Below are 19,942 nucleotides of genomic sequence, written 5' to 3' on the forward strand. Positions count from 1 at the left end.
GCGGGGCTGTAATTAATTATAGCCTGGTGATTTAACCCTTCCTCCCTGAAGGAATAAAGACTTAAGAGTAAATCCGTCAATGTCAATAATGGTGCTGAGCCTCCACGGGACTGATATAGTGATGTGATTGGTCTTTGCTGATTCCACCCTCAGTAATAGCGTTGATCCTCGATAATTAGCTAAGTCCAATTAATCATTATCCCTCCAGAGCCTTGCGTGAAGGTTGTTTTATAAGGCGCATTACCAATTATTGGTAACGCAAATAGTCCCCACGGAAATTGCCCATGATTTCCTCGGCGTCGTTGGTTGGGTATAGGTTTTTATTCATGGTTTTAATCTGCGTAATTGCTGTATGGCTTTGATATTGGTTAGGTATGGCGAGGTCGCCATTAAGGGTGCGGTTACTAGGTCTAGGATGGAGGGCTTGCTTGTGCATAATATACTCAGTGGTTTGAGGGGTGTTGGTGTTGAGGGTAGGGTTGTTAGGTCCCAGGGTAGGTTATTTGTCGAGGTTCCTGATGATAGGGTTAGGGATGCCGTTGACGTGGTTAGTAGGGTCTTTGGTGTTAAGTCCCTGTCGCCGGTTAGGGAGTATCAATTCAGGGAGTTGGGCGACATCGTTAATGCGGCGGTTAAGGAGTGGGGTGACGTTATTAGGGGTAGGAGGTTTGCTGTCAGGGTTCATAGGGTTGGTTCGCACGGCTTCACATCAATGGATGTCGCTAAGGCCGTCGGTGCGGCACTTAAGCCCTTCAGCGCCGGTGTTGACCTTGAGAGACCTGACGTTGAGTTGTTCATCGAGGTTAGGGGTGACAGGGCTTACCTATTCACGGAGGTTGTTAAGGGCCCTGGCGGTTTACCACTTGGTTCTGAGGGCAGGTTATTGGCTTTGATATCTGGTGGCTTTGACTCGCCGGTTGCGGCTTGGTTTATGATGAGGAGGGGCTCGTACATAGACGCCCTATTCTGCTCACTGGCCTACCCAATCGATGTTATTAACTTCCTGAGGGTCTCAAGGGCATTATTCACCAGGTGGTCCATTGGTTATGACCCGAGGCTCTTCGTAATCGACTGCTCGCCATTAATCAGTGAGTTCAGGGCTAGGGCTAACCCGCACATGTGGAGTGTATTGTTTAAGCGGGTCCTCTACGTGGTTGCTTCCAGGGTTGCCAGTTCAATAGGTGCGTTGGGCATCGTTACTGGCGAGTCCCTTGGGCAGGTATCATCGCAGACCCTGCACAACCTGGCGGCTATTGAACACGGCATTGACATACCCATCTACAGGCCCTTGATCGGGCTTGATAAGGATGAGATAGTTGATTATGCGAGGAGGATAGGGACTTACGAGGAGTCCATGAGGACTGAGGAGTTCTGCGCAATATTCTCGGAGAAGCCTAGGACGAGGGTTACAGCCGACGAGTTGAATAGGGAGTTTGGCAAGCTCAGTGGTGACCTAATTGATAAGCTGCTGGGTAGTATGGTGGTGTTGAGGGTTAGCTCCGTTGATAAGGTCATTGATGAGTTAATGCTTGGTACTGGGGATGTGAGTATTGATCACGTGCCCAAGGACGCCGTTGTTATTGACCTGAGGAGTAGGGGTGAGTATGAGGCGTGGCACTACCCAGGGGCTATAAACGTCGATGCTGATAAGCTCATTAGTACGGTTGAGTCCATGGGTAGGGATAAGGTCTATGTGCTCTACTGCAGCAAGGGCTTGAGCAGCAGGTGGGGTGCACTCGAGCTTAGGAGACTTGGCTTCAAGGCATTCTCCATAGACATTGATAAGTTGAGGAGGTCGCTATGAGGGTATCCAGGGGACCGGGCGAGGGCTATGTCAGGTCTAGGGTGCCCAGGGGATTTCACCTTGAGATCGCCAGGAGGATTCAGTCCACGTTGCTGGTAGGGTCGTTGAGGAGGACTTGGTAGACGTCGACCACGTCGACTTAGTGACTGGGGTTGACGTTGCTTATGTCAATCGTGGAGACCAAGAGATAGGTATTTCCGTGGCCAGCACCTACTCCCTGACCAGGTCCTCAATCATTGAGTGGAGTTGCTGGGTTGGCCCAGTGACCTTCCCCTACGTACCGACGCTACTATCCTTCAGGGAGTTAAAGCCAGTCGTCAATGCCTACCTTAGGTTAAGGATTAAGCCCCAGGTCGTATTAATCGATGGTCACGGGAGGGCCCATCCATACAGGCTCGGCATAGCCAGCCACTTCGGCGTTTGCCTACACGTACCAACCGTTGGCGTCGCCAAGTCCCTGCTCTATGGTAGGGTGGATAGGGTTGAGGGGCCCATACTCGATGTTAGCACCGATGAGATCATTGGTTGGGCAATACAGTGCGCACCCAGTAAGCCCACCTACGTCAGCGTTGGTTACGGAATCTCCCTAAGGAGTGCAGTCAATCTCGTTAAGAAACTTTGCGTTGGTTCCCAAATGCCAATACCAATACTCCATTCCCACAACATGGCCAATGAGTTGAAGAGGAGGATTACGAAGAAACTGGCGGGCGGCGCCTCGGTTGAGGAGTTGGATGGTGAGTGTAAATCATCAATAAGTAATTACCTTTGATTCACCATTTCTCACCGAGCTTCTCAGTCACGAGTAACTTCTGTCTCTCAATGACGTAGGTCCTCGCATCCCTAATCAGTGAATCAATGGCCTGCGGATTCGCCCTAGACTTCGCCAGGTCAAGTATTGCCCTTGCCGTATCAATTAGCTTAAGGTCATACTCAACAAGCCTCTCGAGATTCTCAGGAAACACCTTAAACCTATCATGCATACCCGCATCACCAGTCGGCGCACCCCAGACCTCGGAGATCAGGGTCCTCAAATCACTTAGTAATGTCTCGTACTGCTGTATAAGCGGATCAAACGGGTTATTACGGGCCACCTCCTCCTCAGCCCTCTCGACAAAGCCCAAGGCCTCCTCCAGCATAGATGCCGCCGTCTTCCTAACAAGGAAGTCGTCCTGCCTAATCAAGTCCTTAACCTTATAACCCCTAAACCCAGGAACCATGAGTTGAAGCCTCTCCAACGGACTGAGTGGTGACTCCGAAATGGGTGGCTTAACCTCGCTGTTTCCCGACGACATTGAATTACTGATTATTTTCATTTTTATAAACCTAGCGTGGTTTCAAGCCGTAGCGAAATCAGCACTCGGCGCCAATGACGTCCCTGCAGGAGTTGAGTAACTCCCTGTATAGGTGCGTGAGTATCCTGGCAGCCTTAACCTTAGTATCCAGCGCCTCAAGCAACTCATAATAAGCCTTCCTAAGTAATTCCCTAACCTCCTCGGGCTTCGTCTTTACAGTTAAATCAATACTAACGGTATGGCACACCGCCTTAACAATTGGCTCCTCAACACAACCAGTCAACCTAACAATAACCCTACCCTCATCAACCTAAACTCAGGAACAACATTTAAGCTAGTCAATACCCAATTACCACCGACTGGCGTCACGCCAGACATGGCATGTCAATAATTCACGATTATTTTTAAAGCAATTTCATTATTTAAGACATCATGACTTAACCGATGGTGTTTCATACGGCTTAGGTAGTCCTGAGTAGATGCCCCATATATAGAAGATTATGGCGAGTATTGTGACGACTACCATGTCCCACGGGAACTCGAGTATTGGCATTGGGCCACCCGCGGTTTGGCCGATGTATGTCATTAGTACCATCACGAGCATGTAGACGATGTACCAAAGGGCATTCTTAAAGCCCTCCTTAACCCTGTATATGACGCCGAATATTATCGACGCCGCAAACACCAGCAGCACGCCGTACGGAGTCGATGGCCAACCACTCCAGTAGATGATCCACGTGGCGAAGATGAAGGCGAGGGCGCCAATTACCGCCGGTGCAGGTACCTTATATATACCGCTCAATCCCTGTCTCCTAGAGACAACAAGTGATACAGGAATTACTGCAAAGCTAGGTAACCAGCCACCACCGCGTCATCCATCATATAATAGACTGATGGTATTGGCGAAAGCAGTGCAAGCACCAGACCGGCGAGGCCGAAGATTATCAACGCCCAATAAGGCACTGCATACCTCTCATGGACCTCACCCACCTTGGCACCAACGTACTTAGACCTATACATGGAGAATAGAACCCTGGAGCCGGCGCCTAGGTATATGTAGCCGACCACGAATGGTCCTAACGTACCAACGACCGTTGCAATAGCTAGTAGGTAATTTATCCCGTACTTACCAGCCATGAATATGACTGGATTGTAGCAGACGCTATCGGTTTTAAATCGGTCCAGTCGCCGGGCTTAACGCCAAATACGCTCCAATTAACCGATACGACATAGGCCACTGCGAATAATACGTAGATAAGCGTCTGCCCAATGACCACGAAAAGCACTGCCAGTGGCAAATCCCTCTGCGGATTTCTCATTTCCTCGGCATAATCGGGTATGACCCTCGTGCCGCCAAATGCGAACATTGCTAGAGGTATGGCGGTGAACATGGCGGCTGCCCCATAGGGCATGAAGCCACCAGGTAGGCTGGAGATGTTCTGCGGTAGGAAGACCGCAATCATTAGGCCAACCGGTATGATTAGGTATAGGATCAGCTTAACTATGCCAATACCTGTGGTGGATACTCCAAAGACCTTAACACCGAAGTAATTGAATGGAACCATGAGCAATATTAACGCCGCAGCCACGGCTGCACCTAGTAATGTCGGTATATCACTTTTTGGCATTATTAAGTTCTGGGTGAAGTAATTTATGCCGTAAGCCACCGCAATAGCCTCTATGGGTGGTATGAATAAATACCAAACCATTGAAGCCCAGGCATTCAGGAGGTTAGTTAATGGCCCATGCGTGTAGTAGGCGTAACGGGCTGGTCCGCCAGCCTCTGGGTAGAGCGTACCCATCTCCATGTACGTTAAGCTTATGATTAAGTAAAATATACCGCCAAGTACCCAACTAAGTATTGACGCCGGCCCACTTTCAACCATCATCTCCGGCGCGGAAAACAGTATGCCAGTACCGACAGCGCCAACCAGACCTATTACCGTTAGTTCAAGTAGACTTAGTTCCTTCCTTAGGCTGACGCTTTGTCTTTTTTTCGGGACTTGTCATATTTTGATAATGGTATTGAGTTTTTTTAAGTTTTATCATTATCTTCCTAATTTAATATCCTAAATATAACTATTATTTAACGATATATTTTCTCGATATTATTAATTAGCTCGGTAATCTTTTATTTATGTTCAACATGTCAATTCCAAATATACTCCTAAAGGTTAAGACTCTCGCTGTTAATTGTTAATGTCGAATCTTTTCCATTTAACATTACGATAATAATAGGTGGTCATCAGCTAAACCTTGCACCTAGGTAGCCTCCTATGGCGCCTGCGAGTATGTTTACGGCTATGAATACGCCAATCCTCGTCCTACTCCAGATGGGCCCTGGGTACGCGTCAAATAATATGCCCAGTATGGCTAGGGCTATTATCACATAGATCACTGTTTTCTGGGCTGGCCTGAAGTAAATGTTGTAACTCATCACCTCCTCAGACCTGTACGGCCTTGTGAATAGTATTAATAATCCGTACAGGGCGAGAATTAACACGAATGATAGCCAGCAACCCCTGATTAATGCCCATATTGGGCTTACGACGAGTGGCGTTGGGTAGAATATGTTGGCTATTGCCTCGAGTATGAGCGTGACAACGGACACGAAGAATGAGTAGCCCACGCCAGCCACGGCGTTATACCTAACCTCTCGTGTCGACATCAATTTCAATTTAACAATAAACCTTATAAACCAAACTAACAAGTTAATTATTAACTATGTCGATAAGAGCTCAGGTAATATCCACAATAGACGAGAAGGGAATAGACCAAATGGGGCCAGACGACTTAATAGTGAAGTACCACTCAGTCGACGTGAGGACTAGGTCGAGGCTCATCGTCTACTCAAACCAGAGGGCAGTCGTTAGGATACAGGGACAGGTACAAGGCGTGTTCGATCCAGGGGCTCACGACCTACAAACACCCGCCAACCCAATCTCCCAATTCTTCGCCAAGTTCCAATACGCCGGCAATGTACCCTGGGAGGTTGAGGTGCTCTTCGTGAGCACGGCAAGGCATGAGCCAGGAGTGAGGGCATTACGCAGACTAAGGAGCTAGTCCCAATGAGGTATCAAGTGGCCTACTACTTCATGATTACAGACCCTGTTAAGTTCATAAACGCAGTTCAATTCAGCAGCTTCAAGTACACGGTTGAGGACTTCAAGAACTACGTATCACCAATCGTGGACCAAGCCGTGAGCCAAGTCCTAAACCTAGTATCCTTGAACGAGGTCTACGCAAACCTGCACAAGGTCACTGACGCAGTCACGGCAAGCCTGAGGTCATTCCTTGAGGAGGTTGGCGTCCACCTAATCACGTGCAGGATAGTTAGGCTTGAGCCTGAGGATGAGACCATGAGGAGGGTAGTCCAATTCATGGCTCTGGGCCTCGACGTGAACACGGCAATCAGGGCTAGACTCGCAGAGATAATGGCTCAGAGGAGTGATCCCGCAGCCACAAATATGATGCTCGGCGTGCCCTACTACCCAATATACATATTACCAACGGCAGGCATGCCCAGCGGCTTACAGCAATTAATCGTACCTCCGACACAGCAGCGTCAACAACAGCAGCAGGGTGGTTCAAGTCAGTCGAGTGATTTTGAGATTAGTGGAGGTTAATGATGGGTTATGAGCCATAACATCTTAAAAAGTTACGGGCCGTACAGAAATTATGAATTAGTCCTTGAGGAGGTTAGGTTAGATGACCTGCCATGCTTCATAAACCTGGCAGCCCTCGACCAGAGAGGGGTTCCTGAAATACTAATTGAATTAAGTACGGGCTGCCACCATTATAATACCATGATAAGGGTTACGAGTAAGTTCATGGAATTATTCGGTATGGACACGGCTAGGATTACCGCGGTTAGGTTAGCCAGGGCATTGGGCATTGAGAATTACGAGGCTGTGGAGCGTGGTGATGTGGAATTGAGGATAAAGGGGGTTAAGCATTACCCAGAGTGGGTTAGCCAAAACATGAATACCATAATCAATGCATTCAACGAGGTGCTCACGTCCCTCGGCATAGTGACTCAGTCAGTGGAGGCACGGCAGCAGGAGGCAACGCAAACCACGGAGGCGGCACAACCAACAGCGAGCATACCAACGGGCATTCTAACAACTGGCATTATTAAGACCTACGGCAGTATTGATGGGCAAAACCTGATGCTCAGGGTATTAAGTGGTGGTACTCACGTTGAGTTATGCCTTGAGAAAATGAGTGCCTGCAAGCCTTTAATCACCGTGAGGATGAACCCACTCGAGGTAGTGATACACGGAGATGCAGTGAGGACATTTGGCGAGAACAGGGCTATTGAGTACGCAACCTGGGTCGCCAACGCCCTATACGTGAGTAACTACGAAATAAGTGAATCGGACAATGAGGTGGTGTTAAGGTCGAGGGAAAACGCCACTGCAGGTAATGAACTCATTAAGGTAATGGACATAATAGCCAACAAATACATGAATAAGGAGTAAATCAGCGGCAAATTCTGAAATACTATCCCTCATTATGCATGATAACCTCCCTAACCCTGGCTATGAAGCTGGAGATTACCTGCCTCGCAACCTCATCACTGGGTATTCTACTCACGACACCCGTTGGGTCAGGCCCGTTGTACTGGTACTCATGCATTAACAGGGCTGTCGACGTTAACTCCACGACGTTAGGAACCCTCCCAGCCAATTTACCTGCCACCTCCATAAGCATGTTCGTAGGCATGACTGCAAGCACCCAATCATTCCTTGAAACCCTAACGTTACGATCAACCCTCTTATAACCACCGAAGTTAAATAGATCCTTATTCCTAATGGCTAGGTACGACATGTAAGACTTCCAGGCTTGGAATGCCTTACCAGCCGCATTTCTAATTAACCCATCGTTAAGGAATTTCTCAGCCAACTCAAGCTCGGCCGTAGCCTCCTTAAGTCTTGCCTTTCCAATATCGTCAAGGTTGAGCCTTAACTCAATCATAAACTCACCACATTATACAGGGCGAAGCTTAAAAGTCTTGGTATTTAGAAACTTTCCAAGCGCTTTCTCATATATTCGAAAGACTTAAATAAAATCATAATAATGGTAGGAATGAATCCATGAAGTTAAGCGTTAATGACTTAGTTGTTGGTTATGGAGGTAGGGTTATTATTAATGGGTTAACTACGGAGTTCAATGAGGGCAGGACAGTGGTGCTGGGGCCCAATGGTTCGGGGAAGACAACGCTTTTAAGAGCCATAGCCGGCGTGATCAAGCCAATAAGGGGCTCAATAACCCTTGATGGTAGGCCGCTGCGTAGGGGTGACGTTGGTTACGTAAGCCACGCCAGCGGTCTTGACCCTAACATGACCGTGATTGAGAACCTGGAGTTCTACGCCGAGGTTAAAAACGCCAATAACCTGGATGAAGTCATTGATAGGCTTGGGATCAAGGACCTATTGAATAATAAGGTTGGTTCATTGAGTAATGGGCAGAGGAGGATTGTTGAGGTCGCCATTGCAATGCTTGGCAATCCCAGGGTTTACATCTTTGATGAGCCTACTGACGGTCTTGACGTGAATTTTGCTGGTAGGGTTAAGGAAATAGTGAAGCAATTACGTGGTGTGGTGATTTACACGACTCATATACCGTCGGAGGCCCTGGAACTAGCCGATGACTTGGTAATACTCAGGAAGGGCAAGGTAGTCTTCCATGGGAGTGTTTCTGAGCTTGGTGGATCAATGAGGGTGGTGGCTAAGAGGGGCCGTGAGACTAGGGTCATTGAGGTCGGCGTTAATGAGGTGCCGGGTATCGTTGATAAGTTGAGGTCCGAGGGGTTCAACGTACTCGAGGTCAGGAACTCAGCAATTGATGAGTTATTGGGTGGTGACGATGATTAGGGCTTACCTGAGGAGGGCTTGGAGTTGGTAGGACTTACTACTTCATAACCTTATTAACCATGTTAATCGCCATGTTATTCACCATAACAATGCTCGCTTTTGTGATTGCCACGGCTAATCCTGAGAATATCCATGGAGTTAACCTACCCGCAGAGGAGGCTGTGGCCTTTGTGAGGGTCTCGATGTCTGTAATCCTAATAGGCATGGCATCATTATTCGTATCCATACTATCCTCACTCATAGTCCTCGGCACAATACAGGCGGATGTCCAAAACGGCGTTTTCGAAATGCTGTTCGGCAATGGAGTAAGTGATGGGGAGATCATTAAGGCTTTATACCTCGTAGGCCTATCCTCATTTGCCGTATTCTACCTACTGGCTGAGATCATTGCTATAGTCCCACTTTACATTGTGGCTCCTAACATTACGTATTCCCTACTCACCGCCATGTTATTAACGCCCTTAGGCGTTGGGCTATTCACCACGGGCCTTAGCATACTCATTGGGCTTAATAAGCCAGGTACTTCAAGATCTCCACGGGCATTGGGTCAACAAAGAACCTAGCTTCACCATCGTCTCAATACCCAGTCTCGTAATACTCATTATAACATTAATAATCGCATCCCCAATTATGCCTAACGCAACTTCAAACTTCACGGCATACCTGGGGCAATTGAATATTGAATTAAGTGTCGCATCAATAATCATGCGTTGGCATCCATTTTCATTGCCTTTAAAACGCCAGTTAATAGGATCGGTTTAATAACGAGAGGTGAGGAGGTCACTTAATGGTAAATTATTCATAGTTTAATTATTAAGTAGTTAATGCCGAGGTATGTCAGGAAGAATGGTATCAACACCAGGTCCGTCACGTCGAAACCCACAGCCTCAATAGCCCACAGCGTGCCCAGGCTGAAGAGTAGGGCCGAGAGCACGTACTTAAGGTGCGGAAGCCTAATCCTGGCTATTTGATCCTTAATAATCGTGGTGAGTACGATTACTATGGCCGCCGCTGTCAACGTGCCCATCAGTTGATGCATAACTCCTTGGTATTAACGCAATTAACACGAGGGCAGCCTCAAAGGCTCTATGGCCGATACCGTAAACACGACGGCTAAGTCGCCACGCTCCTCCTCACCACCCTTACCTTTCCCAGCCCTCTTAAACGCCCTACGGGCGCTCCTCAGTAGCCTATACCCGAAGTAAAATAGTATTACGGAGGATGCAGCCAGCACGTAGTCCAGGGGTAGGTAAACTATGTACCGACCAACGGTAAAGGTGGGCACTAGGACGAGGAGTACGCCAGCTATTGCATAAAGCACTGGCTTGAACCCCCTGTAAATCCCCTGGTAAATCGCCGTGACGGCACCAGCCTCCGAAAGCTCAAGCAGGCTTATACCAAACGCCGCGAAGAATATGCCAAGATCCACGGTAGATCAAGGGTCATGAATAATTTTTAAGTATTTCTTGCAACGCCATAATTAATGCGAAGGTATAAAAATTAGCGAGGTACTACCTAGTTAATGGTTGAGAAAGTAACGATACCAAGTATAATAATTGAGGAGTTGAGGAGGAGGGGTCTTGACCCTGAGGATGTAATACTCGACGCGTTAATAAGGGTCATGGACTTAGACCCAGACACGGTGATTGAGGCTAGGGTTGAGCTTGCAATTAAGTACCTCAATGAGGGTAGGGAGTTAATTGATAAAGATCCCGTGCAAGCCAGTGAGAAGCTCTACAAGGCTGCTGAAGAATGCGTTAAGGTCTTGGCCCAATACTACGATTTAAAGGACATACTAACCAAAGTCAACGGTAGAGGTAGGTGGACTGTGACCGAACTCGAGAAAGCAGTCGAAAAAAATAAGCGAAAAACTAGGCGAATGGTTCACAACGGCTTGGGACGACGCAAACTACCTCCACGTGTGGGGATTCCACGAAGAAAAACTAGACCCAGAAGCCGTAAGGACTAGATTACCTTATATCGAGAGGATGGTAAACGAAACAATCAGGCTAGTGAAGACCAGCCAGAATCCACGTAATGGATAACCTGAGAAACACGTATAAAGTCATAAGTAGGGCAGTAGTTCATGCCCAATTACAAGGTTATTAATGATATAACCAGTGTGAAACAGGAGCCACTAAACATCAGGGGCGCCACGGGCGTATACACCCAATGGCTAGTGGACAAAGGCGATAACCCCAAATACGCAGTTAGGAGACAGGTCATTAAGCCAGGCGGTAGGGCGCCACTTCATAGGCATGCCTATGCGGAGACCTTCATAGTACTGAGAGGCTTTGGTGAAATGACTGTGGATAAGGACGTTATTGATGTCAAGCCGGGCATGTGCGTGTTCGTGAGCCCCAACACGCCGCACTCAATCGTGAATGTTGGCAATGAGGACTTGGAGGTTGTAACAGTTATATCCTATGAGGAGGATATGAGTATAAACGTTCTTGAATAATGCGTTGAATGTACTTAAATAAACTTTAGGTATTATGGTTTTAATTTATTAGAGTTAGAAATTGGACAGTTACACTTAAATATCTGGTTTACTTTCAATTTATTAATGAGCGAGCCTGTGCTGAGGATTAAGCCAACGGCATACGGCAAGAGGAACTACTCACGAGACATACTCGCCCTCATTATTATTGGCCTACTCTGGTACTTCGTGGGCATACTACTACCACCAAAGTACCACATACCAACATGGGAATACGCCCTAATACAACTATTCTTCGCCCTCATGGCTGGGCTAGCCGTATGGGACATGGTTCGCCAGGTAAGGTACAATAGGACGTACAGGTCCATCAGAGAATTCGCGCTCTATAGGGACTACGCCTGGTTCATCACAACCAATGGCGAGGAGGTTACCGTGCCAATTGATGAATTCAACCCATGCGTTATTGAGTACGCACCACCAATGCAGTCATACGGGCCCCAATACGGCCCAGCGTACTACCCAGGCGAGGTGGAACTACTCATTAATCACTACGGTATTGGCTATACGCTGGTCATAGACACCGAGCAGTGTAGGCAGTTGAACCTGGTCTTGACGAGGGACTTTGGTAAGCCTAGGATTGATTGGTGTGGGGAGAAGAGGAAGAGGGTTGGGCCGATAATACTGGAGAGGTGGAACCTAGCCTGCTAGGTGGTGGGCCATGGGCAGTGTGATTGTTTATGGCCCACAGCGTGCACCGAGGAATGCTTACCTAGCACTCATTATCGGCCTCGTCCTAGCCCTAATTGGGCTTTACCTATTCTACATAATGCATGATATTTACTACCTCGTCTACCTAACCTTACCGGGCATTGGCACCATGCTATACTCACTCAGGGCCTACATCTCCAGTAGGCGTGAACCCGCATGGACTGGGGAATTTGGGGTAATATGGAGTTATGGGAGGGCCCTCGTCCCAAGTACAAGGCCTGTCCTGGTTAAGCTCGTTGTTACCAATGTTCTCTTCGGCTTCGTTATGCTTGCTATTGCCTGGGAGATGATTGTGAACCCAAGCCATTGGCTTAACCTACTGGTTGGCTTCCTAATCTTTGCCGGGATGGATGGTGGCTTCTCCTACCTATTAATAAGGGGTTACCAAGCATTTAGGAGGAGCCTGGCTACGGACATTGCAAGCCTACAGCTCTATAGTGATAGGTTGCGTATTATGACTGGCACCAGGGATGTACTGGACATACCCCTTAGCGAGGCAGTAATCTGTATCGCCAGCCTTGGCTGGCATGATGTTTATGGGAATAGACTTGATACTCTAAGGATTAGGTATGCCGGTACTACCTACACGTTTACGGTGCCTGGCGGTGTTGGGCAGGAATTCATAAACGCGTTGAGAAGCGTCGGTATTGATGAAATCCACACCTGTAATTACCTAGGCATTAAATAAGCCTATAAACATCAATGAACCTGCCATACCAATCCTCATAGGTCCTCCTGGTAACAACGTGAAACTCGAAGAGCATTAGGACCTCCTCACCAACCTCCTCGATAATCCTCATGACAAGCTCCACGTACTTATGCGGGTCATCACCATACACGTCAGATATCACCAGGACATTAACATCACTATCAGCCCTAAAGTCGCCACGCACGTAACTACCTATGAGCATTAGCTCCGCATTTGGGTCAAGCTTAAGCACGGCATACTTAATCCTGTCTAAGTAATAATCAATGTTATTAAGTATCCTATCCCTAACCCTTTTAATATCGAGCAATAAATCTACGAGAGTAGACGCCTAACCACCTCGTTAAACCTCTCCGTAATGACCAGTGCCTTATCGACATTCTCCTTAGTAAACCTCGGCGGCATGTACCGACTGGCGATGTACGCGAACTCCAGCAGTAGTATCATCTCCCTATTACCGTTGTAAAAATCAGATATGCCGCATTTATTGTTTACTAACCTCATTACTTCCGTGAATAGTTGGGTTAACCTATGCGTCCGTGGGTAATCACCAATGAAACTAAATAGTAATGACTTAAGCTTCAACGCATGAACTGCTCATCATAAAACATCACCAAGTCGTAATAACCTCTCTCATAAGCGAACTTCCCCTGCTCCAGGAACTCCTCAGCCCTTGAATCCAGGAAACTTCATCAAGTAATGTTCTCGGGTTATTATCTAACAATGCTTCTTGGGAACCAGCCATCCCTAGTCCTAACGAGATTCCTCTCCTTAACATACTCATTAACCCTACCCCTAACCTCCTCAAAAACCCTTGAATCACCGCAGAGCACCTTACCATCAGTCACGGCATCAAGTATTATCATTGAATGCTCAAGGACCTCACCCAGCCTACTAAGTGGAAGCCAAACCACCTGCCCAATATCCAGAGCCTCGACTCTATACTCGCCACTGGGCACGATGGCCATCAAGTCCCAATCACTCAATGGTGTGTTATCACCTCTGGCCCTGGAACCGAATAGGACGACCACGAGGGATCTACCGCATAACTCACTAAGTACCTCCCTAAACCTGGCCTCCCTCAATCTGGTAACCTCATTGAGTACCTCCAACCACCTGCTGTACATAGTCCCACACCAAGTCCATGCACTTAACCGCTTCCTCAGCCTCCCACCTCCTATAATCATTAATTCTCGAATCCGGATAACGCGCCTGGACATAGTGCTGCTCAAGCGACTCTGCGCATCTAACAACTTCTTGGGGTGCCTCTTTACCTATAAGTCTCATTAAGTACTGAAGCAATTCAGATGTTGAGTGGGTTATTGGTCGCGACCCACCAAGCTTTATCAACAAACCCTTTATTAATAATTCAACGGATTGCTGGGCAAAGAAGGCCGCTGAATCATATCGATTATTCACTAAGTCCTCCCTAGCGTAATCCCTAAATCTCCTTGCCTTATTCAACCAAATTTCAGCCATTAAGACCCTGCAAAAATCAATGAATACTTCAACGTTATAAGGTTTATTTTGTCACCTTAGTCGACATTACCATGACTATGAATGCCGTGGCTGCGGCTATCATGAAGGATAGTACGAAGGCCTCCCTGCCAGGCACCTCATAGAATATGGGCATGCCGTTTAGGTAATAGGCGAGTATTGGCGTCTTGTAGGTCGTCTCCAGGGAGCCAGCGATCACTGGGCCTAGGGTGTTCCCCATTAGTCTCATGGCCGTGTTCGTACCAGTCATTGTGGCCATCCTCTCCCTTGAGGTTGACGATATTAAGAGCGTGATCCTCGTCACCGTCATCCCAGCAATACCTATCATGCTGAATATCATGACCAATATCGTTACCATCAACTCATGAACATACACCGTAGCCGCCATTAGAAGCCCACCAATGGTCGCCATGCCCGACGTAACAACCAAAACCCTCCTATAACCGATTGTGCTCATTAGCACTCCATAGAGTGGCCCTGCGAAAAGCATGATTAGAGATATTGGGGGTTTAGGTCTGTTTGTTTTCTTCATTTCTTCATTTTTTTGTTCCCCTGCTCTGTCTGGTTTCATTGTTCATTGGGGAGGCGCTTTGGGTTGACCCTGGCAACCCCGCACACGCCTGCACAGCCCTTAACCATATGTTCATGGCTCCGACAACATCCCTATCACCAATGAATCCGCAGTTTCTGCAAAATGCCAGTCTATGGATGTAGGTTAGCCTTGAACCGCACCTCGGGCATGTGGTTGATGTATTCCTTGGGTCCACGATGATCACTGGTACGTTGTGTTCAATCGCCTTTGCAATGATCGCATGCTGTAGCTTTCTGTAGGCAAACAGCGTTAGCTTCCATCTGATGTCATTATTCTTCTCATTGATTGAGTCCCTAAGGTGTTCCAAATTCTCAAGGATTATTGCATGCCCATGCTTATAAGCCCTCGTGACTATTTCCCTAGCCAACTTCCACGATGAATCAATGACGATATTCCTAGCCCTCCTGTGGAGTGCCTTTATCCTGTTTAGGATTCTCTCATTGAATCTCCATCTCTTTGGGTATTTCTTCTGTAGTTCCTCGACCCTAGCCCTCTTACTCAATGCATCGATGAGCCTGGTCCTAAACCTCCTGACCTCGGTTCCGTTGAATGTTGTTATCATCCTAAGGTTCACGTCAACGGCCATGAAGCCTTTAGGTGCGTAAGGCTCGTACCTAACTTCAAAGACTATGCTGACGAATAACCTCTTGCCCTCGTACTTCACGTGAACCTCCTTCCACCTTAGGCCGATGAACCTCTCGATGTATTCCCTCCTATGTTTGAGCCTTAGCACATACCATTTGTCCCTTAGGATGACCTTGACGACTCCCTTGTCAAGCTCGACCTTTGCGTCATAGTTGTCTAGCCTTGCAGTGAATTTCCTTACTCGTGGTTTATTGCTGCCATTACTTCTGGCTGACTTAACGATGGCTAATGCACTGTCGTAGATGTTTCTAGCCACATGGCCCTGAATCCGTAATTCCTAAGCATTGGGTAGAACAGTTGATGCAATTTGCTCCTCCTTGGCAGCTCATCCAATTCCCACAAAGCATCAACAACCCTTTGTAGTGCATGCCTATGGATAGCAAGGTCCCATAACAAGTCATTAATGCTCCCTTCAACAACCTCCGCCTCTGCCTTTAACGCCCTGTAACGCAATCCCTCAGGCATCCACCAAGGCTGGTGGATAAACACCCTCATCGGAACACCAGTTAAATTAAGGAGTGTAAATTTATAAGTTTTTTTCACTCTTTCTTGCTTGAGAGAGAGTATGGTGACCATATACGTATTCGAGGCGAAGATCGTGAAAACAATGAGGAAATACCTAATATACCCACCAAAACAATACCAAGAAAAGCTCTCAAAACTACACGGGAAAAAGATCAAAGTAATAGTAATAGAAGAAAGCGAATGAAAGCAACCAAAAACCGCAAAAAGCACTGTAAAACAAAACGGCTATCGGGTTTATACTCAGCCCAATGCCCTGGATGGCCCTCAGCATGACCAGTATTGGGAATGTTGGCGCCATGCTTGTTAGGAAGACCGCAATGAAGTAGACCATCAACGTAATGAGTAGGACTCTCTTCCTACCGTAGGTATCAGCCAACTTACCGAGGATAGCGCAAACGCCAAGCCGGCCAGGGTCTCGGCGGATAAGACCCACGAAACCTCAGACTCAGTAACACCGTACTGCCTCTCAATGGTTAGTAATGATGGCATAACAACCATTTCGACGTACATCGTGACGATTGATATCGAGGCTAGGACAGCCAAGTACCTCCACGCCTCAGGACTAAGCCTCACACCACCAACGCTCCTAAGCACGGGAGGAATCCGATATCAGTATTGATTATAAATCTGACTCACGTTGCTAGATATTCCATCTTAAATTCCCCATTACGGTAATTCGATTTGGTATACATATGGTATACCAGAGGGCTTATTAACTGGCATACTATTAGGTAATTAAATGTCAAGTGTCGTTAGTTTCAAGGTTAGGAGGGAGATTAAGGAGAAGATGGAGCGGTTTAGAGACAGGGTTAACTGGGCTGAGGAATTGAGGAGATTCATTGAGGAGAGGATTAGGGAGTTGGAGGCTGAGGAGAATATTAAGCGCGTCGTTGAGGAGCTCGAGAAAATACCAATAAGCGTCCCAAAGGGATTCTCGGTGAACTCAGTGAGGGAGGACCGTGATAGTAATTGATGCGTCAGCCCTAACGGCATTCATACTCAAGGAACCAGGCTGGCAATCATTAAGTAAGTACATTATGAACTCCGTATCGGTTGACCACATAATTAAGGAGGTCATGAATGCAATATGGAAGGCGCAGGTTAGGGCTCATCACTAGGGAATACGCCGTTAAGCTTCACGAATCGGTAATGACTTTAATTGGCAAAAACATAGTCATAGAGCCTGAGGAGAAGTACATTAATGAGGCATTTATGATAGCGCTCGGTCATAAAATACCCATATATGATGCATTATACATAGCATTAGCAACCGCTAAGGGATTACCGCTCTTAACGCTCGATAATAAGCAAGGGGAAGTTGCTAAGAAAATGGGCGTAATCGTCATTGCACCACCGTAAGCGTTCACTTCCTCAGTGGTCTCACGGGTGGCACTGTGTTTAGGTGCATTAACTCATCGGGTATCGCCTTATTCAGTGCAATCTCCCTATAGATGTAGGCTGATGGTCTCCAGTACTGCTTCTTAGTTGTATAGTCAACGTATAGGAGTCCAAACCTCATGCTAAAGCCCGAGGCCCACTCATAATTATCCGTCAAGGACCAGTGCAGGTAACCCCTAACGTCAACGCCATCACTCAACGCCCTATGTACCTGGTATATGTGGCTGACTAGGTAGTAGGGCCTTAGGTAGTCGGCTGAGTCCGCTATCCCATTCTCGGTGACGTAGATAGGTAGGTGATACCTCTTCCAATACTTCATTAATACGTCATAGAGACCCTCGGGATACAGTTCCCAGCCAAAGTCACTGCAGGGCCTATTGTCGGGACTAATTGAGTTCCTCTCGCAGGCATGTCCGTAACCGGGTACCATAGTGTATAAGTTATCACCGATTAACCTAACCACAAGTCTTGAGTAGTAATTGATGCCGATCCAGTCGAGCCTATTCCTAAGGTCCTCCCTGGCCTCACCGTACAGGTTACCGTGGATTATTGCGTCGAAGAATGACCACCTGGTATCCTGCTCTGCTAATTCCACGGCTTTTGTATCCTTCTCCGTTAATGGTGTATAAGCAGTATTTGCGTAGATTAATCCAATAGGTTTCTTACTAATGATCCTAATTGCATCATAGGCCCTCGCATGTGCCTGTATTAAATTAATCAGGGCCTTCCTCATAAACTCGGGATTTAAGTACCCAGGTGGGAAGCCGAATTTGACGTTGATATAACCGTTCCAGGCAACCACGTTGTTCATTCATTGTTGAGTATATGTCAACTAAGTCCTCAAACTTCCAAGCCACGTATGCTGCGAATCTGGCGAAGTTAATCACGGTCTTAACATCGAGCCAACCCGTGGGTCCAGAGAGGTCGCCCTTCCTAACCCTTATTGGGTCATGAACCCATATTGGCAATGGCCAGTGGTATAGGTTCAGTATGAGGAATATGTTCCTATTCTTTAAGTCGTTGAATATGGCCCTGTAATGTTCAAGGGCCGCCCTATTAACCGCCTCATCAAGCTTCCTCAAGTCACGTTCATCGACATCAACTTTAACGACCTTATCGCCAACGACCTCGACATTACCACTGGGTGGCTCAGGCATTGGTTTCGGGAATAGCCTTGACCATTCAACGTTTATCCTGGCAATGTCAAGGCCCATCTTAACGGCGTTATCATGAAAAACCCTGTAAAGGCTCCAGTAGCCAGGTCCGTTTCCGGAAAATCACCACTAACAAGGCCTGAGACTATATTATCCATATCATGAACCCAAACCCACCAATCACTGTTTGGGTCTTCATCGCCTGGTATGCCCATCTCATGTTGAAAACCTGCCTGGGACCAGCCAAACCGGAAGTTTTTGGGGAATGTCAGTGTCACGTATTAACTTAGAATTAGTATTGTTTTTAGGAATTACCATAACCATACTTAAGGTTCTATCCTGTTAAATGTTGTTAATTACGAGTGGATAGTTTATGAAGAATTGACTGCAATAATCATTAAAACTCTTAATAGGAGGGACCCTTTATGTGGAAATAACGGCATTAATTATAAGCACCACGAGGTCTAGGGCACCACTGCTTAGATACGCTATTTCTTCAGTGATTAATCAATCTAGGAAGCCTAATGAGTTAATTGTTGTTATGTCATATGACGATAGGGAAATTAGGGAATTGGTTGATCCGTACGGTTTTGTGGTTCATCATGTAAGTACTAGGGTAGGCCCAATGTGGGCCAGGGGCATTAAAGAGTCGAGCGGTGATGTTGTTGCATTTCTTGACGATGACGATGAGTGGTTACAAAACAAGCTTAACCATGTAGAGGAGGTGTTCGGCAAAATCACTGGGCTTGGTCTTTATCATAACCTTTTTCAATTCATTGATACTAATGGTAATGAGCTGAATTGCGATGATTTGCCAGCCTATTACTGCTCAATGATCCTCAATAGGAGAGCCGTTATTAAGAATAGTATTGATCTTTACATGCGTTCTAAGGTTGATGATTGGTTGCATGCTGATTATTGGTCATTATTCTACAACACGTCAAGCCTGTCAGCAATTAGGGATGCATTGATAGGTAGACTTGATTTCATTGAAAGTATTAACTTATATTCAGATGCCATATTCTTCATATTAGTATTAAGTCAATGTTACACCGTAGTGCACGAACCAATCATCTTAACTAGGTATAGAATTCATGGTGGGCAAACATCGAGAAAAATCCTAAATGGTGAACTCATGGACATGGCCGCTAAGGATCACGAGTTATTTAACAGAATAATCAGGGAACATAATACCTGCAAGTAGTTTACGGATGTTAACTTGACACATGACGTAATACTTATATA

34 protein-coding genes and 3 pseudogenes are annotated in these 19,942 nt (G+C 46.8%); 17 read left to right on the forward strand and 20 right to left on the reverse strand.

Translation table 11 applies throughout. The features are described from left to right. Window positions 1-352 precede the first annotated feature (352 nt). Genes thiI through JCM14467_RS01955 form a run of 3 tightly spaced genes read left to right on the forward strand, consistent with a single transcriptional unit; the run spans window position 353 to window position 2,573 of the window. A complete protein-coding gene (gene thiI / locus JCM14467_RS01950; RefSeq protein WP_054848937.1) occupies window positions 353-1,804 on the forward strand; it encodes a tRNA uracil 4-sulfurtransferase ThiI in 1,452 nt (483 codons plus the stop codon). Continuing rightward, the gene (locus JCM14467_RS19285) at window positions 1,801-1,926 is read left to right on the forward strand and encodes a hypothetical protein (protein WP_256359187.1); all 126 of its coding nucleotides are present in this window, start codon (window positions 1,801-1,803) and stop codon (window positions 1,924-1,926) included. Before thiI ends, JCM14467_RS19285 begins: the two co-directional genes overlap by 4 nt. Further along, window positions 1,920-2,573 carry an endonuclease V gene (locus JCM14467_RS01955; protein ID WP_252900430.1) on the forward strand — a complete coding sequence of 218 codons (654 nt, stop codon included), beginning with the start codon at window positions 1,920-1,922 and terminating at the stop codon, window positions 2,571-2,573. The genes JCM14467_RS19285 and JCM14467_RS01955 overlap by 7 nt, the downstream gene beginning before the upstream one ends. A gap of 1 nt (window position 2,574) precedes the next feature. Here JCM14467_RS01955 and JCM14467_RS01960 read toward each other — a convergent pair whose 3' ends face one another. From JCM14467_RS01960 to JCM14467_RS01975, 6 genes are all read right to left on the reverse strand, one after another. Further along, complete coding sequence (locus tag JCM14467_RS01960) at window positions 2,575-3,096, reverse strand: hypothetical protein (protein ID WP_054848938.1); 522 nt, start codon at window positions 3,094-3,096, stop codon at window positions 2,575-2,577. A 58-nt stretch (window positions 3,097-3,154) separates the two neighbouring features. Next, entirely contained in the window at window positions 3,155-3,379 is a 225-nt protein-coding gene (locus JCM14467_RS01965; RefSeq protein ID WP_252900431.1) for a hypothetical protein, read from the reverse strand. Between the two features lie 147 nt (window positions 3,380-3,526). After that, window positions 3,527-3,898: a hypothetical protein gene (locus JCM14467_RS14990; protein WP_252900432.1), complete on the reverse strand. Its 372-nt coding sequence runs from the start codon at window positions 3,896-3,898 to the stop codon at window positions 3,527-3,529. A gap of 35 nt (window positions 3,899-3,933) precedes the next feature. Continuing rightward, window positions 3,934-4,233: a hypothetical protein gene (locus tag JCM14467_RS14995; protein WP_252900433.1), complete on the reverse strand. Its 300-nt coding sequence runs from the start codon at window positions 4,231-4,233 to the stop codon at window positions 3,934-3,936. Continuing rightward, entirely contained in the window at window positions 4,212-5,036 is an 825-nt protein-coding gene (locus JCM14467_RS15000; RefSeq protein WP_342765451.1) for an APC family permease, read from the reverse strand. Before JCM14467_RS15000 ends, JCM14467_RS14995 begins: the two co-directional genes overlap by 22 nt. 305 nt (window positions 5,037-5,341) lie before the next feature. Further along, the gene (locus JCM14467_RS01975) at window positions 5,342-5,764 is read right to left on the reverse strand and encodes a hypothetical protein (RefSeq protein ID WP_054848939.1); all 423 of its coding nucleotides are present in this window, start codon (window positions 5,762-5,764) and stop codon (window positions 5,342-5,344) included. A 56-nt stretch (window positions 5,765-5,820) separates the two neighbouring features. On the opposite strand from JCM14467_RS01975, the gene JCM14467_RS15005 reads away from it, so the two are divergent. The 3 genes from JCM14467_RS15005 to JCM14467_RS01985 are packed head-to-tail and all read left to right on the forward strand — an operon-like array spanning window position 5,821 to window position 7,577. Then, a complete protein-coding gene (locus JCM14467_RS15005; protein WP_252900435.1) occupies window positions 5,821-6,159 on the forward strand; it encodes an SPFH domain-containing protein in 339 nt (112 codons plus the stop codon). Window positions 6,160-6,164: 5 nt separating this feature from the next. Next, window positions 6,165-6,722, forward strand: coding sequence for an SPFH domain-containing protein (locus JCM14467_RS15010; protein ID WP_252900436.1), 558 nt, complete (start codon window positions 6,165-6,167; stop codon window positions 6,720-6,722). Window positions 6,723-6,731: 9 nt separating this feature from the next. Then, on the forward strand, window positions 6,732-7,577 hold the full coding sequence (locus tag JCM14467_RS01985) for a hypothetical protein (RefSeq protein ID WP_054848940.1): 846 nt from the start codon (window positions 6,732-6,734) through the stop codon (window positions 7,575-7,577). Between the two features lie 22 nt (window positions 7,578-7,599). On the opposite strand, the gene JCM14467_RS01990 is transcribed toward JCM14467_RS01985, so the two are convergent. Continuing rightward, window positions 7,600-8,073, reverse strand: coding sequence for a PaREP1 family protein (locus JCM14467_RS01990; protein ID WP_054848941.1), 474 nt, complete (start codon window positions 8,071-8,073; stop codon window positions 7,600-7,602). A gap of 119 nt (window positions 8,074-8,192) precedes the next feature. Between JCM14467_RS01990 and JCM14467_RS01995 the strand changes: the two genes are divergently transcribed. Next, window positions 8,193-8,972, forward strand: a complete 780-nt coding sequence (locus JCM14467_RS01995; protein WP_054848942.1) for an ABC transporter ATP-binding protein — start codon at window positions 8,193-8,195, stop codon at window positions 8,970-8,972. A gap of 71 nt (window positions 8,973-9,043) precedes the next feature. Continuing rightward, window positions 9,044-9,535, forward strand: coding sequence for a hypothetical protein (locus tag JCM14467_RS02000; protein WP_252900437.1), 492 nt, complete (start codon window positions 9,044-9,046; stop codon window positions 9,533-9,535). Here the strand turns inward: JCM14467_RS02000 and JCM14467_RS15015 are convergent. Both JCM14467_RS15015 and JCM14467_RS02005 read right to left on the reverse strand, forming a co-directional pair. Next, window positions 9,497-9,679, reverse strand: coding sequence for a hypothetical protein (locus tag JCM14467_RS15015; protein ID WP_252900438.1), 183 nt, complete (start codon window positions 9,677-9,679; stop codon window positions 9,497-9,499). The two genes, JCM14467_RS02000 and JCM14467_RS15015, sit on opposite strands and share 39 nt — an antisense overlap. Before the next feature lie 92 nt (window positions 9,680-9,771). Beyond that, window positions 9,772-10,401, reverse strand: a pseudogene (locus JCM14467_RS02005) (hypothetical protein). Window positions 10,402-10,593: 192 nt separating this feature from the next. On the opposite strand from JCM14467_RS02005, the pseudogene JCM14467_RS19740 reads away from it, so the two are divergent. The 5 genes and pseudogenes from JCM14467_RS19740 to JCM14467_RS02025 form a co-directional block, all read left to right on the forward strand. Next, window positions 10,594-10,758, forward strand: a pseudogene (locus JCM14467_RS19740) (PaREP1 family protein); the annotation flags it as partial. Between the two features lie 73 nt (window positions 10,759-10,831). Continuing rightward, window positions 10,832-11,017, forward strand: coding sequence for a PaREP1 family protein (locus JCM14467_RS19745; protein ID WP_342765452.1), 186 nt, complete (start codon window positions 10,832-10,834; stop codon window positions 11,015-11,017). A gap of 41 nt (window positions 11,018-11,058) precedes the next feature. Beyond that, a complete protein-coding gene (locus JCM14467_RS02015) occupies window positions 11,059-11,433 on the forward strand; it encodes a cupin domain-containing protein (protein ID WP_054848944.1) in 375 nt (124 codons plus the stop codon). A 105-nt stretch (window positions 11,434-11,538) separates the two neighbouring features. Next, window positions 11,539-12,120, forward strand: a complete 582-nt coding sequence (locus tag JCM14467_RS02020) for a hypothetical protein (RefSeq protein ID WP_054848945.1) — start codon at window positions 11,539-11,541, stop codon at window positions 12,118-12,120. A gap of 10 nt (window positions 12,121-12,130) precedes the next feature. Next, window positions 12,131-12,868 carry a hypothetical protein gene (locus JCM14467_RS02025; RefSeq protein ID WP_252900439.1) on the forward strand — a complete coding sequence of 246 codons (738 nt, stop codon included), beginning with the start codon at window positions 12,131-12,133 and terminating at the stop codon, window positions 12,866-12,868. Here JCM14467_RS02025 and JCM14467_RS02030 read toward each other — a convergent pair. The 9 genes from JCM14467_RS02030 to JCM14467_RS02065 all read right to left on the reverse strand — a co-directional run bounded on the left by JCM14467_RS02030 (window position 12,861) and on the right by JCM14467_RS02065 (window position 16,739). Next, window positions 12,861-13,196 carry a nucleotidyltransferase domain-containing protein gene (locus JCM14467_RS02030; RefSeq protein ID WP_054848947.1) on the reverse strand — a complete coding sequence of 112 codons (336 nt, stop codon included), beginning with the start codon at window positions 13,194-13,196 and terminating at the stop codon, window positions 12,861-12,863. The genes JCM14467_RS02025 and JCM14467_RS02030 overlap by 8 nt on opposite strands. Before the next feature lie 5 nt (window positions 13,197-13,201). Beyond that, window positions 13,202-13,471 carry a HEPN domain-containing protein gene (locus JCM14467_RS02035; protein WP_054848948.1) on the reverse strand — a complete coding sequence of 90 codons (270 nt, stop codon included), beginning with the start codon at window positions 13,469-13,471 and terminating at the stop codon, window positions 13,202-13,204. A 128-nt stretch (window positions 13,472-13,599) separates the two neighbouring features. Then, window positions 13,600-14,013 (reverse strand): nucleotidyltransferase domain-containing protein, encoded by a 414-nt coding sequence (locus JCM14467_RS02040; RefSeq protein WP_054848949.1) that lies wholly within the window; start codon window positions 14,011-14,013, stop codon window positions 13,600-13,602. Further along, on the reverse strand, window positions 13,982-14,365 hold the full coding sequence (locus JCM14467_RS02045; protein ID WP_054848950.1) for a HEPN domain-containing protein: 384 nt from the start codon (window positions 14,363-14,365) through the stop codon (window positions 13,982-13,984). The genes JCM14467_RS02040 and JCM14467_RS02045 overlap by 32 nt, the downstream gene beginning before the upstream one ends. A 43-nt stretch (window positions 14,366-14,408) precedes the next feature. Beyond that, window positions 14,409-14,840 (reverse strand): hypothetical protein, encoded by a 432-nt coding sequence (locus JCM14467_RS02050; protein WP_252900440.1) that lies wholly within the window; start codon window positions 14,838-14,840, stop codon window positions 14,409-14,411. A 79-nt stretch (window positions 14,841-14,919) separates the two neighbouring features. Then, entirely contained in the window at window positions 14,920-15,876 is a 957-nt protein-coding gene (locus tag JCM14467_RS02055) for an RNA-guided endonuclease TnpB family protein (protein ID WP_054848951.1), read from the reverse strand. Further along, on the reverse strand, window positions 15,846-16,115 hold the full coding sequence (locus tag JCM14467_RS02060) for a hypothetical protein (protein ID WP_054848952.1): 270 nt from the start codon (window positions 16,113-16,115) through the stop codon (window positions 15,846-15,848). The genes JCM14467_RS02055 and JCM14467_RS02060 overlap by 31 nt, the downstream gene beginning before the upstream one ends. Window positions 16,116-16,281: 166 nt before the next feature. Beyond that, window positions 16,282-16,521, reverse strand: a complete 240-nt coding sequence (locus JCM14467_RS15020; protein WP_252900441.1) for an MFS transporter — start codon at window positions 16,519-16,521, stop codon at window positions 16,282-16,284. Further along, window positions 16,476-16,739: a hypothetical protein gene (locus JCM14467_RS02065; RefSeq protein ID WP_054848953.1), complete on the reverse strand. Its 264-nt coding sequence runs from the start codon at window positions 16,737-16,739 to the stop codon at window positions 16,476-16,478. Before JCM14467_RS02065 ends, JCM14467_RS15020 begins: the two co-directional genes overlap by 46 nt. Before the next feature lie 145 nt (window positions 16,740-16,884). On the opposite strand from JCM14467_RS02065, the gene vapB reads away from it, so the two are divergent. From vapB to JCM14467_RS02075, 3 genes are read left to right on the forward strand one after another with little or no spacing between them, the layout of a single operon-like run. Beyond that, window positions 16,885-17,118, forward strand: coding sequence for a type II toxin-antitoxin system VapB family antitoxin (gene vapB / locus JCM14467_RS02070; protein ID WP_054848954.1), 234 nt, complete (start codon window positions 16,885-16,887; stop codon window positions 17,116-17,118). After that, window positions 17,105-17,263 (forward strand): hypothetical protein, encoded by a 159-nt coding sequence (locus tag JCM14467_RS15025; protein WP_252900442.1) that lies wholly within the window; start codon window positions 17,105-17,107, stop codon window positions 17,261-17,263. Before vapB ends, JCM14467_RS15025 begins: the two co-directional genes overlap by 14 nt. Beyond that, entirely contained in the window at window positions 17,226-17,504 is a 279-nt protein-coding gene (locus JCM14467_RS02075; RefSeq protein WP_252900443.1) for a type II toxin-antitoxin system VapC family toxin, read from the forward strand. Before JCM14467_RS15025 ends, JCM14467_RS02075 begins: the two co-directional genes overlap by 38 nt. A 4-nt stretch (window positions 17,505-17,508) precedes the next feature. Here the strand turns inward: JCM14467_RS02075 and bgaS are convergent. Together bgaS and JCM14467_RS20330 are read right to left on the reverse strand one after the other, a co-directional pair. Further along, a pseudogene (gene bgaS / locus JCM14467_RS19750) lies at window positions 17,509-18,757 on the reverse strand (beta-galactosidase BgaS). Continuing rightward, entirely contained in the window at window positions 18,733-18,975 is a 243-nt protein-coding gene (locus JCM14467_RS20330; protein ID WP_252900446.1) for a hypothetical protein, read from the reverse strand. Before JCM14467_RS20330 ends, bgaS begins: the two are co-directional and overlap by 25 nt. Before the next feature lie 149 nt (window positions 18,976-19,124). On the opposite strand from JCM14467_RS20330, the gene JCM14467_RS02085 reads away from it, so the two are divergent. Further along, the gene (locus tag JCM14467_RS02085) at window positions 19,125-19,901 is read left to right on the forward strand and encodes a glycosyltransferase family 2 protein (RefSeq protein ID WP_054848955.1); all 777 of its coding nucleotides are present in this window, start codon (window positions 19,125-19,127) and stop codon (window positions 19,899-19,901) included. Window positions 19,902-19,942 lie beyond the last annotated feature (41 nt).

Source organism: Vulcanisaeta sp. JCM 14467 (genome assembly GCF_001316245.1).
Lineage (GTDB): Archaea > Thermoproteota > Thermoprotei > Thermoproteales > Thermocladiaceae > Vulcanisaeta.

Bases quoted from the DNA above. Each gene is read 5' to 3' on its own strand.
- JCM14467_RS01995 (WP_054848942.1), top strand. From the start codon at position 8,193: ATGAAGTTAAGCGTTAATGACTTAGTTGTTGGTTATGGAGGTAGGGTT.
- JCM14467_RS02050 (WP_252900440.1), bottom strand. From the start codon at position 14,840: ATGAGCACAATCGGTTATAGGAGGGTTTTGGTTGTTACGTCGGGCATG.
- JCM14467_RS02045 (WP_054848950.1), bottom strand. From the start codon at position 14,365: ATGGCTGAAATTTGGTTGAATAAGGCAAGGAGATTTAGGGATTACGCT.
- JCM14467_RS02075 (WP_252900443.1), top strand. From the start codon at position 17,226: ATGCAATATGGAAGGCGCAGGTTAGGGCTCATCACTAGGGAATACGCC.
- JCM14467_RS02040 (WP_054848949.1), bottom strand. From the start codon at position 14,013: ATGTACAGCAGGTGGTTGGAGGTACTCAATGAGGTTACCAGATTGAGG.
- JCM14467_RS15015 (WP_252900438.1), bottom strand. From the start codon at position 9,679: ATGATTATTGATGCGACACTTAATTCAATATTCAATTGCCCCAGGTAT.
- JCM14467_RS01975 (WP_054848939.1), bottom strand. From the start codon at position 5,764: ATGTCGACACGAGAGGTTAGGTATAACGCCGTGGCTGGCGTGGGCTAC.
- JCM14467_RS02015 (WP_054848944.1), top strand. From the start codon at position 11,059: ATGCCCAATTACAAGGTTATTAATGATATAACCAGTGTGAAACAGGAG.
- JCM14467_RS19285 (WP_256359187.1), top strand. From the start codon at position 1,801: ATGAGGGTATCCAGGGGACCGGGCGAGGGCTATGTCAGGTCTAGGGTG.
- thiI (WP_054848937.1), top strand. From the start codon at position 353: ATGGCTTTGATATTGGTTAGGTATGGCGAGGTCGCCATTAAGGGTGCG.
- JCM14467_RS02020 (WP_054848945.1), top strand. From the start codon at position 11,539: ATGAGCGAGCCTGTGCTGAGGATTAAGCCAACGGCATACGGCAAGAGG.
- JCM14467_RS02025 (WP_252900439.1), top strand. From the start codon at position 12,131: ATGGGCAGTGTGATTGTTTATGGCCCACAGCGTGCACCGAGGAATGCT.
- JCM14467_RS01990 (WP_054848941.1), bottom strand. From the start codon at position 8,073: ATGATTGAGTTAAGGCTCAACCTTGACGATATTGGAAAGGCAAGACTT.
- JCM14467_RS14995 (WP_252900433.1), bottom strand. From the start codon at position 4,233: ATGGCTGGTAAGTACGGGATAAATTACCTACTAGCTATTGCAACGGTC.
- JCM14467_RS01960 (WP_054848938.1), bottom strand. From the start codon at position 3,096: ATGTCGTCGGGAAACAGCGAGGTTAAGCCACCCATTTCGGAGTCACCA.
- JCM14467_RS01985 (WP_054848940.1), top strand. From the start codon at position 6,732: ATGAGCCATAACATCTTAAAAAGTTACGGGCCGTACAGAAATTATGAA.
- JCM14467_RS15010 (WP_252900436.1), top strand. From the start codon at position 6,165: ATGAGGTATCAAGTGGCCTACTACTTCATGATTACAGACCCTGTTAAG.
- JCM14467_RS15005 (WP_252900435.1), top strand. From the start codon at position 5,821: ATGTCGATAAGAGCTCAGGTAATATCCACAATAGACGAGAAGGGAATA.
- JCM14467_RS02060 (WP_054848952.1), bottom strand. From the start codon at position 16,115: ATGAGGGTGTTTATCCACCAGCCTTGGTGGATGCCTGAGGGATTGCGT.
- JCM14467_RS02000 (WP_252900437.1), top strand. From the start codon at position 9,044: ATGTTATTCACCATAACAATGCTCGCTTTTGTGATTGCCACGGCTAAT.
- vapB (WP_054848954.1), top strand. From the start codon at position 16,885: ATGTCAAGTGTCGTTAGTTTCAAGGTTAGGAGGGAGATTAAGGAGAAG.